The 13023-nt window shown below is 73.7% G+C and carries 14 protein-coding genes, 1 tRNA gene and 1 CRISPR repeat array; of the genes, 6 read left to right on the forward strand and 9 right to left on the reverse strand.

The window, feature by feature from the left end:
• Positions 1 to 91: 91 nt before the first annotated feature.
• The 5 genes from LG943_RS10015 to LG943_RS10035 form a co-directional block, all read right to left on the reverse strand.
• On the reverse strand, positions 92 to 667 hold the full coding sequence (locus tag LG943_RS10015; RefSeq protein ID WP_270071954.1) for an OmpA family protein: 576 nt from the start codon (positions 665 to 667) through the stop codon (positions 92 to 94).
• Positions 664 to 1221: a hypothetical protein gene (locus tag LG943_RS10020; RefSeq protein WP_270071955.1), complete on the reverse strand. Its 558-nt coding sequence runs from the start codon at positions 1219 to 1221 to the stop codon at positions 664 to 666. Before LG943_RS10020 ends, LG943_RS10015 begins: the two co-directional genes overlap by 4 nt.
• Positions 1222 to 1515: 294 nt before the next feature.
• On the reverse strand, positions 1516 to 3039 hold the full coding sequence (locus LG943_RS10025; RefSeq protein ID WP_270071956.1) for a tripartite tricarboxylate transporter permease: 1524 nt from the start codon (positions 3037 to 3039) through the stop codon (positions 1516 to 1518).
• 35 nt (positions 3040 to 3074) lie between these two features.
• The gene (locus tag LG943_RS10030) at positions 3075 to 3728 is read right to left on the reverse strand and encodes a tripartite tricarboxylate transporter TctB family protein (RefSeq protein WP_270071957.1); all 654 of its coding nucleotides are present in this window, start codon (positions 3726 to 3728) and stop codon (positions 3075 to 3077) included.
• A complete protein-coding gene (locus tag LG943_RS10035) occupies positions 3725 to 4741 on the reverse strand; it encodes a Bug family tripartite tricarboxylate transporter substrate binding protein (protein WP_270071958.1) in 1017 nt (338 codons plus the stop codon). The genes LG943_RS10030 and LG943_RS10035 overlap by 4 nt, the downstream gene beginning before the upstream one ends.
• A gap of 136 nt (positions 4742 to 4877) precedes the next feature.
• Between LG943_RS10035 and LG943_RS10040 the strand changes: the two genes are divergently transcribed.
• From LG943_RS10040 to LG943_RS10050, 3 genes are all read left to right on the forward strand, one after another.
• The gene (locus LG943_RS10040; protein WP_270072025.1) at positions 4878 to 5780 is read left to right on the forward strand and encodes a LysR family transcriptional regulator; all 903 of its coding nucleotides are present in this window, start codon (positions 4878 to 4880) and stop codon (positions 5778 to 5780) included.
• 136 nt (positions 5781 to 5916) lie between these two features.
• On the forward strand, positions 5917 to 6822 hold the full coding sequence (gene kdgD / locus LG943_RS10045; RefSeq protein WP_270072026.1) for a 5-dehydro-4-deoxyglucarate dehydratase: 906 nt from the start codon (positions 5917 to 5919) through the stop codon (positions 6820 to 6822).
• Between the two features lie 70 nt (positions 6823 to 6892).
• Positions 6893 to 8089: an L-talarate/galactarate dehydratase gene (locus LG943_RS10050; protein WP_270071959.1), complete on the forward strand. Its 1197-nt coding sequence runs from the start codon at positions 6893 to 6895 to the stop codon at positions 8087 to 8089.
• A gap of 61 nt (positions 8090 to 8150) precedes the next feature.
• Positions 8151 to 8422: direct repeats of the CRISPR family, unit length 28 nt; unit sequence GGACCATCCCCGCGCGTGCGGGGAGCAC.
• A gap of 140 nt (positions 8423 to 8562) precedes the next feature.
• Here the strand turns inward: LG943_RS10050 and LG943_RS10055 are convergent.
• The 3 genes from LG943_RS10055 to LG943_RS10065 all read right to left on the reverse strand — a co-directional run bounded on the left by LG943_RS10055 (position 8563) and on the right by LG943_RS10065 (position 11006).
• A complete protein-coding gene (locus tag LG943_RS10055; protein WP_270071960.1) occupies positions 8563 to 9501 on the reverse strand; it encodes a MauE/DoxX family redox-associated membrane protein in 939 nt (312 codons plus the stop codon).
• A 35-nt stretch (positions 9502 to 9536) separates the two neighbouring features.
• Positions 9537 to 10625 (reverse strand): hypothetical protein, encoded by a 1089-nt coding sequence (locus LG943_RS10060; RefSeq protein WP_270071961.1) that lies wholly within the window; start codon positions 10623 to 10625, stop codon positions 9537 to 9539.
• A 252-nt stretch (positions 10626 to 10877) separates the two neighbouring features.
• Positions 10878 to 11006 (reverse strand): hypothetical protein, encoded by a 129-nt coding sequence (locus LG943_RS10065; RefSeq protein WP_270071962.1) that lies wholly within the window; start codon positions 11004 to 11006, stop codon positions 10878 to 10880.
• A gap of 47 nt (positions 11007 to 11053) precedes the next feature.
• Here LG943_RS10065 and LG943_RS10070 point away from each other — a divergent pair, with 47 nt between their 5' ends.
• From LG943_RS10070 to LG943_RS10080, 3 genes are all read left to right on the forward strand, one after another.
• On the forward strand, positions 11054 to 11182 hold the full coding sequence (locus tag LG943_RS10070; RefSeq protein WP_270071963.1) for a hypothetical protein: 129 nt from the start codon (positions 11054 to 11056) through the stop codon (positions 11180 to 11182).
• Positions 11183 to 11507: 325 nt separating this feature from the next.
• Positions 11508 to 12026 (forward strand): SigE family RNA polymerase sigma factor, encoded by a 519-nt coding sequence (locus LG943_RS10075; RefSeq protein ID WP_270071964.1) that lies wholly within the window; start codon positions 11508 to 11510, stop codon positions 12024 to 12026.
• A 63-nt stretch (positions 12027 to 12089) separates the two neighbouring features.
• A tRNA-Ser gene (locus tag LG943_RS10080) sits at positions 12090 to 12178 on the forward strand.
• 68 nt (positions 12179 to 12246) lie between these two features.
• Here LG943_RS10080 and LG943_RS10085 read toward each other — a convergent pair.
• Positions 12247 to 13005: an IclR family transcriptional regulator gene (locus tag LG943_RS10085; protein ID WP_270071965.1), complete on the reverse strand. Its 759-nt coding sequence runs from the start codon at positions 13003 to 13005 to the stop codon at positions 12247 to 12249.
• Positions 13006 to 13023 lie beyond the last annotated feature (18 nt).

The following is a 13023-nucleotide window of genomic DNA, read 5'->3' on the forward strand; positions in this document are numbered from 1 at the left end:
TTTGTGCCCGCCCTTGGGGGGGGGGGGGGGGCCCCCGGGCGCGGGGGGGGGGGGGGGGGGCCCCCCCCGCGCCGGGCGCCGGGTACGGCGGTCAGGATCCCTCGAACACGATCTCCACGCGCCGGTTCTGCGCCCGGCCCCACGGCAGGTCGTTGCCCTCGGCGTCGGTCTCCTCGGCCACGGGCTCCTCGGCGCCGCGCCCGCTCGCCTCGATGTCCGGGGCGTCGCCGCCCAGTTCCTCCAGCAGGGCGTCGCGCACCGCCTCGGCGCGGCGCTCGGAAAGCTCCTGGTTGTAGGAGGCGTCGCCCAGGCCGTCGGAGTGGCCCACCACCTCGACGGTGCCCGAGGCCCCGCGCAGCCGCTCGGCGATGTCGGCCAGCTCCCCCTGGGCGTTGTCGGTGAGCGTGGCCTCGTCGAACTCGAACAGCACGTCGGCGGCCACCGTGACCGTGGTGGTGCCGCCCTGGACCTCCTCGGTCTCCAGCGGCGTGATGGAGTTCTCCAGGTCGATCGCCTGGACCGCCGTCTCCAGGTTGATCGGCTGGACGGCGGCCTCGCGGTCGGCGGCGGTGACGTCCTCGGGGCCGGGCTCGGCGGCGGCCGGCGCGCCGGTCGCCAGCACGAGCGCCGCGGCCAGCGCCGCGGCCCCGCCGCGTAGCGGGCTCATCGCAGCACCGGGACGTCGGTCACCGGCGGCAGCCCGGCGACGTGCAGGTCCATGGTCTCCACGCCCTCGGGCGGCGCCGCGTAGGTGTAGCTCACCGGGCGGGGCTCGCCGAAGGGCAGGACGGTGTTGACCACGTCGGGGCCCAGTGACGACGCGTTGCCGGCCCGGACCACCTCGTGCTGGTTGAGGTTGACCGTGTCGACCAGGTAGGGGTAGGCGCCGAAGGAGCTCCACAGGTCGTACATGCTGGCCTCGGTGCCGCCGCTGCCGTCGTCGCCGGCGGTGATGGTGACGGTGAGCCGCATCAGCTCCCCGTCCACCTGGAGGGCGTGGATCTGCACCTCGGCCTCGCCGTCGGCGTGGGAGTAGGGCCAGGTGGTCTCGGCGACGACCTCGGTGGTCTCGGCGGAGGCGGACCCGCCGCCGCTGTTCTCCTGGCCGCCGGCGCCGTCCGCGGGACCCTGGCCGTCGCCGTCACCGCCGCCCAGGCCGCACCCGGACAGCAGGAAGGCGAGGGCGAGCAGCGGTACCGCAGCCCTGATGGGGGATCGCATCGTGGGCACTCCTCGGGTCGGGGGGACGTTGCAGGGGACTCAGGGGTCGCTTCGGGGGTCACCGGTGCTGGACACGGCACCGGCGGATTCCGTTCCGGGACATCATGGCCCAAAACCGGGTCCGGCGCACCGGGTGGTGTCCGCACCCGTCGCGACGTGCACCGATTATTCTCACGCGCTCCGCGCGCCGCCCGCCCGGGGTGCGCCGAACCAGCCGACCAGGTGGCGGGCGCCGATCCGGTAAGCAAAACGCCCATCAGGCAAGAACGCCTGATGGGCGAATCGGGGGTGGGATCAGACCGGCGTCTTCTCCGCCTCCTCCGGCTGCCGCTGGGCACGGCGCCGCCGCAGCAGCGCCGCCAGCGGCGGCACGACGATGACGGCGGCCAGCGCCACCAGCAGCGTCCCCGAGATCGGGCGGGTGAGGAACCCGGTGGGGTCGCCGTCGAACAGCAGCAGCGAGCGGCGCAGCGAGTCCTCCAGCAGCGAGCCCAGCACGAACGCCAGCACCAGCGGCCCCGGCTCGAACCCGAACTTCTTCATCAGGTAGCCGAGCAGCCCGAACACGATCACCAGGGCGATGTCGAAGACGCTGTTGCGCACGGTGTAGACGCCCACCAGCGTGATCAGCACCGTGATGGGCGCCAGGATGGTGGCGCGCACCCGCAGGATCTTCACGAACAGCCCCACCAGCGGGATGCTCATGATCAGCAGCAGGATGTTGCCGATGTACATCGAGTTGACCACGCCCCAGAACAGCTCCGGCTCGGCGGAGACCAGTTCGGGGCCGGGCTGCACGCCGTGGATCAGCAGCGCGCCGAAGATCATCGCCATCGTGGCGTTGGCGGGGATGCCCAGGGTCAGCAGCGGGATGAACGACGACGTGGAGGCCGCGTTGTTGGCGGTCTCGGGCGCGGCCACGCCCTCCACCGCGCCCCGGCCGAACCGCTCGGGCGTGCGGGAGCGCCGCTTCTCCACCGCGTAGGCCGCCAGCGACGACAGCGTCGCGCCGCCGCCGGGCAGGATCCCCAGGAAGAAGCCGAGCACCGAGCCGCGCCCCATGGCGCCGGCCGACTGCCGCAGGTCGGCCCAGGAGGGCCAGGCGTTGGCGACCTTGGCGGGCGCGGCCGCCGCCGTGTGCCGCTGCTCCAGGTTGTGCAGGATCTCGCCGATGCCGAACACGCCCATGGCGATCGGCACGAAGTCGAGCCCGTCGGCCAGCGACAGGGAGTCGAAGGTGAACCGCTCGACGCCGGCGAACGTGTCGCGGCCCACCGTGGCCAGCAGCAGCCCCACGCAGGCCGCGATGACCGCCTTGAGCCGGCCGCCGTTGCCCACCGTGGCCACCAGCAGGATGCCCAGCAGCGCCAGCGCGGTGTACTCGGGCGGCCCGAAGTCCAGGGCGAAGCCCGCCACCAAGGGTGCCAGCAGCGACAGCGCCACGATCGACAGGGTGCCGCCCGCGAACGAGCCGATCGCCGCGACCCCCAGCGCCGTGCCCGCGCGGCCCTGGCGGGCCAGCGCGTGGCCGTCGAAGACCGTGACGACCGAGGACGCCTCACCGGGCAGGCGCAGCAGCACCGAGGTGATGGTGCCGCCGTACTGGGCGCCGTAGAAGATGCCGGCCAGCATGATGATCGCGGTCACCGGCTCGGTGCCGAAGGTGATCGGCAGCAGGATCGCGATGGTCGCGGCGGGGCCGAGTCCGGGCAGGACGCCGACCAGCATGCCGACCACGACGCCGATCAGGCAGTAGAGCAGGTTGACCGGTTCGAGGACGACGCCGAACCCGTCGATCATGGGGGTCAGGGAATCCATCGCCATTCCTAGGAGAGGGGCGGCCGGGGGCGGGCCTAGAAGAGGTGCGGGATCGGCACGGCGAGCAGGCCGACGAAGACCGCGTAGAAGGCGGCCACGATGGCCACCGAGGCAACGGCCGAGAGCCGCCAGGACTCCCCGCCCAAAAAGCGCAGCCAGACGAAGGCCAGCAGCGCGGAGGGGATCTCGAAGCCGATCACGCCGACCACCGCGACGAAGGCGACCATGGTCGCCAGCGCGGCCACGACCTTCCAGCTCGCCGGGGAGAACACCTCGGTGTCGCGGGTGCGGCGGACGCCGGGGAGCAGGGCCGCGCCCAGGAGGGTGATGGCGGCGCTGATGATCAGCGGCCAGGTGCCGGCGGCGGGTTCGGCGGGCGTGCCAACGCCCAGCGACCACGAGCCGGCGATCCCGGCCCCGCCCAGCGCCATCACCACGAGGGCGACGGCGGCGTTGGCCACCGGTCCCATCGGAGCGACGACCGGCTCGGTGGGCTCGGCGGGGTCAACGGGGGCGGCGGCGTCGGCGGGGTCCGCGCCGGCGCCCTCGGGGACGTCGCCGGGCGCGGGGGCCTCGGTTGTGCCGGCGGGCGCCGCCGGGCGCGGCGCGGGCACGGCCGCCTCGGCGGCGGGGGAGGGCGCGGCGGCGTCCTCGCCCTCGCCGGGGCGCTCGACCGGGCGGGCGCTCACCCCTCCTCGCTCAGGTCGATCCCGTACTCCTCGACCATGCCCCGGTACTCCTCCAGGTAGCCGGTCCACTCCTCGGTGACCTCCTCGGGCGCGCTCTCGTGCGCGGTGAGCAGGTTGTCCTCGTTGAACGACTGGTAGGAATCGGTCTCGAAGACCGAGGTGAACGCGGTCCGCAGCTCCTCGACGACCGCGTCGGGGGTGCCGGCGGGCGCCACGACCGCGCGGTACTGGGAGACGCGCACCTCGTAGCCCTCCTCCACCGCGGTGGGGACGTCGGGCAGGTACTGGTTGGTCTCCTCGGAGAAGGTCACCAGCGGCACCAGCTCGCCGGCCTCGATCTGGGCGATGGCCTCGCCAAGCTGCACGGCCGCCACGTCGACCTCCTCGCCCAGCACGGCGGTGAGGGTGGGGGAGCCGCCGGTGAAGGGGACCGCGGTGCCGTCCACGCCGGCCTGCTCGAACAGCAGTTCCTGGGCGAGCTGGCTGCCGGTGCCCACGCCGGTGGTGCCGAACTTCAGCCCGCCGCCGGCGTCGACCACGTCCTGGAGGGAGTCGTAGTCGGAGGCGGCGGCCGTGACGAGCACGTAGTCGTCGCGGGAGACCCCGGTGACCACCTCGTAGTCGTTGATGTCCACGGCCTCCTCGTCGGACACCGCCAGGGGGGTGATCGCGGTGAGCGAGGCGTTGATGACCATCAGGTGCTGGCCGTTGGGCTCCTCCTCCGCGAGCTGGTTGGCGGCCAGGGCGCCGTTGGCGCCGGGGGCGTTCTCCACGGGCATCGCGACGCCCAACTCCTCGGAGGCGCCTTCGGCGAGCGCGCGGGCGATCAGGTCGGTGCTGCCGCCCGCGTCCTGGCCGACCAGCATCGTGATCGGCCCCTGGGGGAACTCCTCGCCCCCGCCGGCCCCGCCGCCCAGGTTGCCCCCGCACGCCGCGGCCGACAGCGTGGCCGTCACGGCCAGGGCCGACACCGCGCCCCGGCGTACGTTCCGCCCGCTGGGAAGCTGGATCATGCGTCCTCCTCGGGTAAGCTCCTCACCCGCCACGCGATGTGAGCGCCGCCACTATGGCGAGTGAGTCGCAGCATAGGAGGAGCGATCATGCATGTCCAAGTCAAATCCGACATAGCCTGATACCTTCTTGGCATCCATGTTCTCCTTCGACCAACTGCGCGGATTCGTCGCCATCGCCGAGGAACTCCACTTCGGCCGCGCCGCCGAGCGCCTCGCCATGACCCAGCCGCCGCTGAGCCGGCAGATCCAGAAGCTGGAGCGCGAGGTCGGGGTCCGGCTCCTCGAACGCGACAGCCGCCGCGTGGTGCTCACCGCCGCCGGCGAGGCGTTTTTGACCGAGGCGCGCCGCCTGCTCGCGCTCGCCGAGAGCGCGCCCGACCTCGCCCGGCGGATCTCGGCCGGCTCGCGCGGCACGCTGCGGATCGGGTTCACGGCCGCGTCGTCCTACGGCGTGCTCGGGCGGCTGCTCAACACGCTGGAGCGGGAGCTGCCCGAGATCGACGTCGACCTGTTCGAGATGGTCACCCGCGAGCAGGTCGACGCCCTGCTCGGCGGCGAACTCGACGTCGGCCTGGCGCGCCCGCCGTTCGACACCGACGTGTTCGGCTCGCGGGTGCTGCACCGCGAGGGGCTGCTGCTGGCCGTGCCCGCCGCCCACCCGCTGGCCCGCCGCGACGGCGCGCTGAGCGTGGAGCACCTGGTCGACGTGCCGCTGATCATGCACTCGCCGACCAAGGCCCGCTACTTCTACGACCTGGTCGTGGGGCTGATGCCGATCGCCCACCAGAACGTGGTGCACACGGTGAGCCAGGTGCTCACCATGGTCTGGCTGGTGGCGGCGGGGCGCGGGGTGGCGTTCGTGCCCGCCTCGGCCACCGGCCTGGGGGTGGCCGGGGTGGTCTACAAGCAGCTCGCCGGGCTGCCCGAGGACCCGGTGGAACTGCACGTCATCTGGCTGCGGGAGACGCGCAACCCGGTCGTGCACCGCGCGCTGGAGGTGTGGGGCTCCCGGCGCGGCGGCGCCGAGGGCGGCATCTGACGATGCCGTGGCGGTATCGGTCAATGCCCAGGTTGTCTTGGACAGCATCGAAGAGCGGTCCGTACGGTAACGCACAACACAGCACCCCCCGCATGGGCGGGCTTGACCTGCCGATCTAAGGACGCACGTGAACACGATGCACCCCGGTGACCTCGCCGACCGGCTGAAGTCCGGCCTCCTGTCGTTCCCCGTCACCCACTTCGACCGCGACCTGGCCTTCGACGAGGCGCGCTACCGCGAACACCTCGCCTGGCAGGCCGGCCACGGCGTCTCCGGCCTGTTCGCCGCCGGCGGGACCGGCGAGGGCTTCTCCCTCACCCCCGCCGAGATCGACGCGGTGGTGCGCACCGCCGTGGACGAGGTCGGCGGCACGGTGCCCGTCATCGCCCCCGCCACCGGCGGCACGGCGGCGGCGGTCGCCCAGGCCCGCGCCGCCCAGGAGGCCGGCGCCGACGGCGTCCTGCTGCTGCCGCCCTACCTCACCGAGGCCGGGCAGGCCGGCCTGATCGAGCACGTCAGCGCGGTCTGCGCGGCCACCGACCTCGGCGTCATCGCCTACAGCCGGGCCAACGCGGTCTACACCGACACCACCGTCGCGGCGCTGGCCGAGCGCAACCCCAACCTCATCGGGCTCAAGGACGGCGTCGGCAACATCGAGGCGATGACCCGCACCTACGCCAGGGTCGGCGACCGGCTCATCTACATCGGCGGGCTGCCCACGGCCGAGACCTTCGCGCTGCCGCTGCTGCAACTGGGCGTGAGCACCTACTCCTCGGCCATGTACAACTTCGCGCCCGAGTTCGCGATGGGGTTCTTCGAGGCGGTCCGCGCCCAGGACCGCGAGGCGGTGTACCGCAAGCTCAACGAGTTCGTGATCCCCTACCTGGACATCCGCGACCGCGCGCGCGGCTACGCGGTGTCGATCGTCAAGGCCGGCCTGGACGCGGTCGGCCGCCACGGCGGCCCGGTCCGCCCGCCGCTGACCGGCCTCACCGAGGCCGAGCGCGGCGAACTGGCCGCCCTGGTCGAGAAGGTGGCGTGAGCGCCACCCCGCCGCGCCCGCGCCCGGCGCGCCGCGTCACCTCCACCACGACGAGGACCCCGGAGAACCGATGACCACACAGCCCCAGTCCCTCGCCGCCCCCGGCGGCGCCGCGACCGCCGCCTCCGCCGACCGGATCGCCTCGGTGACGCTCTCCCGCGTGGACCTGCCCCTGGCCACGCCCATCAGCGACGCCAAGGTGCTCACCGGGCGGCAGAAGCCCCTCACCTCGGTGTCGATGCTGTTCGCCGAGATCCGCACCGAGGAGGGGTGGGAGGGCGTCGGCTACACCTACTCCAAGCGGGCCGGGGGGCCGGGGCAGTACGCCCACGCCCGGGAAATCGCCCCCGAACTGGTCGGGGAGGACCCCAGCGACATCCAGCGGCTGTGGACCAAGCTGGTGTGGGCGGGCGCGTCGGTGGGGCGCAGCGGGCTGGCCACGCAGGCGATCGCGGCCATCGACATCGCCCTGTGGGACCTCAAGGCCAAGCGGGCCGGCCTGCCGCTGGCCAAGCTGCTGGGCGCCCACCGCGACGCGGTGCGCTGCTACAACACCTCGGGCGGCTTCCTGTCGACGCCGCTGGAGCAGGTGGTGGAGAACACCCGGGCGGCCCGGGCGGCGGGCATCGGCGGGATCAAGATCAAGGTCGGCCACCCCGACAACCGCGAGGACCTCAAGCGCGTGGCGGCGGTGCGGGAGGAACTGGGCGACTTCCCGCTGATGGTGGACGCCAACCAGCAGTGGAACCGCAGCACGGCGGTGCGGATGGGCCGCACACTGGAGGAGTTCGGGCTGGTGTGGATCGAGGAGCCACTCGACGCCTACGACGCGGAGGGCCACGCGGCCTTGGCGCGCGAGCTGGCCACGCCGATCGCCACGGGCGAGATGCTGACCAGCGCGCGCGAGCACGAGGACCTGATCCGGATCGGCGCGGTCGACTTCATGCAGCCCGACGCCCCGCGCGTGGGCGGGGTGACGCCGTTCCTCAGCATCATGGAAAGCGGTCGGCGCGCGGGCGTGCGGATGGCCCCGCACTTCGCGATGGAGATCCACGTCCACCTGGCCGCCGCCTACGAGATCGACCCGTGGGTGGAGCACTTCGACTGGCTCCAGCCCCTGTTCAACGAGCGCCTGACGATCGCCGACGGCCACATGCACATCCCGCCGCGCCCGGGGCTGGGCTTCACGATAAGCGAGCAGGCTCGGGAATGGACGGCGCAAAGCGTCCAAGTCGACGCGAACGGCCGCACCGACGTGAAGGGGTAGTCGGGAGTTGATGCCCGGTACCGCCCGAGAGGCGGTACCGGACATCAGTTATGTGCGGGGCGGACCATCCCCGCGCGTGCGGGGAGCACTCGAGGGCGGCGGGCGAGCGGACACCGGTCACGGGACCATCCCCGCGCGTGCGGGGAGCACGAGCCTGTACCTAGGCACACGCGCACCTAGGCGGGACCATCCCCGCCCGTGCGGGGAGCACCCGAGAGCGGCCTGCACCGTGCGCACCGACGCGGGACCATCCCCGCGCGTGCGGGGAGCACTGCTACACCGTCCGCTGCGGCTGCGGTGAGGAGGGACCATCCCCGCGCGTGCGGGGAGCACCCTCGATGACCTGGGACGCTATCCGGCTTTTGCTCCGTTTCCAGTCACTCCTGTGAATCGGCTGGGCTGGAGGGCGAAGGTATGGGCGGCAGGCGTGCCGGGCGGGTTTCCGGGCGGTTGTGGTCCGTTCCCTCAGCCGGTCAGTCCTGCCCCGCCGGGGCAGTGGCCATCGCTCCGGCTGTGCGTCCGTCGCCTCCCGCGTCAGGGCGCTCGGACACGGCTTCCGGCCGCTCTTCCCGCTCTCCATCCCCTACCGTGCCGAACCTCGCCAGTACCGCTCCGGTCTCGCGGTCGGTCACGGCCGCGCGGACCGCCGGACGGCGGCCCTCTACCGGGATCGCGAAGACCACGTCGACGTCGCGGCCGTTGCGGCGGCCCGGGAACGCGGCCATGCTCCAGCAGCCCTGGCGCCAGACGTCGGTCGGCTCCTCCGCCGACACCAGGCTCACGTTCGTCCGCCACACGTCACTCGCGCGCAGCCGGGCCAGCGCCTTGCGGACGGGCATCTCCCGGACCTCGCACGGGGTGCCGTTGACCGCCCGCCGCCGCAGTTCCACCAGTTCCGGCGAGAGCGCGGCCAGCAGCGCGACCTCCACCACCAGCACCGCACCGTGGCCGAGCGTCGGCGCGGCCACCACCCCGGCGCCCGTCGCGGGGAGTCCCACCGTCGCCCCGGCGGCCACCGCGAGCAGGGCGCCGCGCGTGATGCTGCGCCAGTCGACAGGGGTCGTGCTCAGCGACCCGAAGCAGCCGCAGCCCATGTCAGGGGCCGTGCGGCGCAGCACCACCAGGGCCACCGCCGCCCCCGCGAACAGCGCGGCCGCCGCCCCGCGCGCCAGGTCGCCCGGCAGGCCGGGCAGCACCGTGACCGCCACCGCCAGTACGGCCTCGGCGGCGCCGTTGGCCAGGGTCGCCGGCCGGCGCCAGCGCGGCGGCAGCAGGACCGCCGGCCCCTGCCCGCGCCGCGAGCGGTCGGCGAACTTGGCCAGCGCGCCCAGCAGCAGCAACACCGCCAGCAGCGGCAACTGCACCTCGCGGACGGCCTCGAACGTGGCGGCCACCGTCGTCGTCGCGCTCATCGCATCGCTCTCTCGGACCTCGTCGCCGGTACCACTCAGCCCACCACCATGGTCGCGTTGAAGCAGCCGGTCTCCGGGCGGCCGCCCAGCGCCAGGAAGCTCATGAGGGTGAGGTGGGCCAGGCGGCCCTGCGCGTCGGAGTCGCAGGCGGTGCAGCGGTCGCAGAAGTGCGCCGCCGCCGACCCGCAGGCCACCACCGGGAGGGCGGCGACGCCGCCGGTGCAGTCGTTGCGCAGGGTGAACGTCGTGCCGATCGACATCAGCGGCAGGTGCAGGCAGCTCTCGGCGCGGTCGCACCCGCCGTGGCCGCTCGCGGGGTCAAGCGCGGGGTAGGCGGCGCCGCGCAGGTCGCCGCGCGGATCGGGGCCGTTCGGGGGACCGGCGGCCGCCCGGCCCGCGCCGTCCACCGCCGCCGCACCGCGCCCGTCCCCGCCGTCGCCGACTTCGCCCCCGCCGCCGCCGACACCTCCGGCACCGCCCCCGCCAACGGCGGCGCCGTCGTGGGCGGGGTCGTACCAGGCGACCGTGCCCGACAGCCGCACGCCGCCGGCCCGCTCCTCCGCGCGGCGCCGCCGCGCGGGCGGGCGCGGCGGGGCGTCCCACACCGGATAGGGCGGCTGGGTGGTGACCGGCAGGGTGGCGTGGAAGGCGCTGTCCTCCCACACGCCCACCGCGTCGAAGAGGTAGCCGGGTTCGAGCACGGGGTGGCGCACGCCCAGCCGCCCGGAGTAGCGGTAGGGGACCACGACCTCGCGGCGGGGCAGGGCGTGGCCGGCGTCGATCTCCAGGGTGTCGCCGGAACGGGCGGCGATGACGCCGGTGGCGCGGGCGATCCGGACCCACACCCGCTCGGCGACCCATCCGCCGGGGCGGCAGCGGACCACCACGTCGTCGCCCGCCCGCACGGCCGAGGCCCCGGTCTCGCGGCCGCACCAGAAGGTGGTGGCGGCCTCGAAGAGCAGGCGGACCTCGCCCGTGGCGGTGGCCAGGACCAGCAGGTGCGGGGTGGCGTCGAGGACGGTGCCGCGCACGATCGCGGCGGCCGGTTCGGCGGGGGCGGGGGCGGCGCGCTCGCCCAGGACGGCGGCGGCCAGCCGCCGCCGCTCGGCCGTCTGCTCCCGCATCCGCCCTCCCGGTGGGTGGTCCGGTACGTCCGGTGGTCTCGGTGCCGCCGTGCGGCGCCGTGTCCTCCATTGTCGCCGCCGTGACCTGCCGGGCGGCACCCCACGCCGCGCGGCGGGCGCGCGTTACGCGGGTGTTTCGCGGCGGTGTCCTGGAGCAGTGCCATCCCACCGCAAATGATGACATTCTGTTATCGGTAAAAAACATTCCGTGAACGGCATTGATCGGCGCGCGAACCCGACGCACTCTCGTCACTACGTTGGGTGATTACAAAACGGACCGAAACGGCCCCGCTCCGCGAAGGGAACGGTCATGGACACCACCACCGCGAACACCACCACTTCCGCCGCCGCCGCCACCGTCGTCACGGCCACCACCGCCATCGCCGTCCCCGCGCGCCGCCGCGCTCGCGCTCGCCGTCCCGGCCATCGTGCTGAGCCTGTCCGCACCGGCGAGCGCCGCCGAGCTGGCGCCCATCGCCCAGGCGCTCGACGGTGTCGTGGCCGCCACGACCGAGCAGGCGGCGCTGAGCGCGACCCTGGCGAGCCTGGGGCTGTGACCCCGACGCGGGCCGCTGGGCGCTGGGCGCGCCGGGCGGGCGCCCCGGCATCGCGGGGCGCCCGCCGCGCGCGTTCGGGCGGCGGGCCACCCGGCGGGGGGTGTCGGAACGGTCCGGCGAAACGCCCGGCCGGGGGTACGGCATCGGGTTCCGGATACCCGCTTCCCGGGGGTGTTGGACGTCCGGTTTGTGTAGAGATGATCGTGTCCAGAAGTCGCGATTACCCCCTGCGTGCCAGAGTGAAAGGCATGAGGGCGATGTGATCGGGGGTGCCCTCCGGGGCCGCGCCCGCCCGGGGGCGCCCACGAGCCGGGTCGGTGATCGCGTGACGGGAACAGTACGCAAGTCCAGGTACGACGAGTTCTCCGCCTATGTCAGCAACCGGGGGCCGGCACTCCTGCGGATGGCGCGCTCGCTGGCCAACAACACCTCCGACGCCGAAGACCTCCTCCAGGCCGCCCTGATCAAGACCTTTTTCGCGTGGGACCGGATCGCCAGCCCCAGTGCCCGCGACGGCTACGTGCGCCGCGCCATGGTCAACACCCAGATCTCGGAGTGGCGCCGCCAGCGCCTCGCGGTCTACCCCACCGACCAGATCCCCGACCAGCGCATCGACGACCCGTCGTGGAAGACCGACCTCGCCGACACCGTGCACCGCGCGATCGTCCGGCTGCCCGAGCGCCAGCGCACGGTCGTGGTGCTGCGCTACTACGAGGACCTGACCGAGGCCCAGATCGCCCGCCGCCTGGGGGTCACGGTCGGCACGGTCAAGAGCACGATCTCCCGCGCCGCCGCCAAACTTCGCGAAGACGCCGACCTCGCCATCAACCGGGCGACGACCTGAGCGCCTTCCGGGGACATTCGTTTTGCGCCGGACACCTCGGCATCGGTACCCTTAACGCAGCCAGGAGGATTCGCCTAGTCCGGTCTATGGCGCCGCACTGCTAATGCGGTTAGGGAGCAATCCCTTCCGGGGTTCAAATCCCCGATCCTCCGCAGGTCAGAAGGGGTCCGTCGCACAGCGGCGGACCCCTTCGCCGTGTCCGGCGCCCGCCCCTCGGGGGTCAGGTGGCGGCGGGCACGCGGGCGCCTATGGCGTGGGCGGCGCGGCGGGTGTCGGCGGGCAGGGGGGTGGCGGTGACGTCCCGCAGGGACGAGGTGGCTCCGCTGAGGCCCAGCGAGCCCAGCGGGCGGCCGGCGGTGTCGGTGATCAGGGCGGCCACGGCGGTGGTGCCGATCTGGCGTTCGTCGACCGACACCGCGTAGCCGTTCTCCCGTACGCGCCGCAGGTCGGCGCGGACGGCCTCGGTGTCGAGGAGGGTGCCGTCGGCCAGCGCGACCGGTGCCAGGCGGGCCGCGACCGCGTCCGGGTCCTCGTCGGCCACGAAGACCTTGCCCGCGGCACCGGGGTAAAGCGGCAGCCGCTCGCCGATGGGCAGCGAGTAGTGGGGGCGCCGCCCGCCCTCCACGCGGTCGATCAGCACCCGGGTGTCCTGCACCCGCACGTACAGCGAGGCGGTCAGTCCGGTGGTGGTGGCGACCTCCTCCAGGACGGGGCGGGCCACCAGGCGCAGCGGGCTGGTGGTGGCGAACGCGTGGGCGGTGGACAGGGCCGCGGGGCCCGCGGTGTAGCCGTTGGCGTGGCGGCTGGCGTAGCCGTGCTCGGTGAGGACGCCGACCAGGCGCTGGGTGGTGGCCACGTGCAGGCCGGCGCGCTGGGCGAGGTCGGTCAGCCGCAGCGGCTGCTGGGCGAGTTCGAGGACCTTGAGCACGTCGAGGGCGCGGTGGACGGAGCGCATCGGGCTGTTGCCGGTCGTGGTCACGCGGCCTCCAAGGTGGGC

Source organism: Streptomonospora mangrovi (assembly GCF_027604915.1).
Classification (GTDB): Bacteria; Actinomycetota; Actinomycetes; order Streptosporangiales; family Streptosporangiaceae; genus Streptomonospora; species Streptomonospora mangrovi.

Bases quoted from the DNA above. Each gene is read 5' to 3' on its own strand.
- LG943_RS10015 (WP_270071954.1), bottom strand. From the start codon at position 667: ATGAGCCCGCTACGCGGCGGGGCCGCGGCGCTGGCCGCGGCGCTCGTG.
- LG943_RS10040 (WP_270072025.1), top strand. From the start codon at position 4,878: ATGTTCTCCTTCGACCAACTGCGCGGATTCGTCGCCATCGCCGAGGAA.
- LG943_RS10050 (WP_270071959.1), top strand. From the start codon at position 6,893: ATGACCACACAGCCCCAGTCCCTCGCCGCCCCCGGCGGCGCCGCGACC.
- LG943_RS10020 (WP_270071955.1), bottom strand. From the start codon at position 1,221: ATGCGATCCCCCATCAGGGCTGCGGTACCGCTGCTCGCCCTCGCCTTC.
- LG943_RS10025 (WP_270071956.1), bottom strand. From the start codon at position 3,039: ATGGATTCCCTGACCCCCATGATCGACGGGTTCGGCGTCGTCCTCGAA.
- LG943_RS10060 (WP_270071961.1), bottom strand. From the start codon at position 10,625: ATGCGGGAGCAGACGGCCGAGCGGCGGCGGCTGGCCGCCGCCGTCCTG.
- LG943_RS10055 (WP_270071960.1), bottom strand. From the start codon at position 9,501: ATGAGCGCGACGACGACGGTGGCCGCCACGTTCGAGGCCGTCCGCGAG.
- kdgD (WP_270072026.1), top strand. From the start codon at position 5,917: ATGCACCCCGGTGACCTCGCCGACCGGCTGAAGTCCGGCCTCCTGTCG.
- LG943_RS10035 (WP_270071958.1), bottom strand. From the start codon at position 4,741: ATGATCCAGCTTCCCAGCGGGCGGAACGTACGCCGGGGCGCGGTGTCG.
- LG943_RS10065 (WP_270071962.1), bottom strand. From the start codon at position 11,006: ATGGCGGTGGTGGCCGTGACGACGGTGGCGGCGGCGGCGGAAGTGGTG.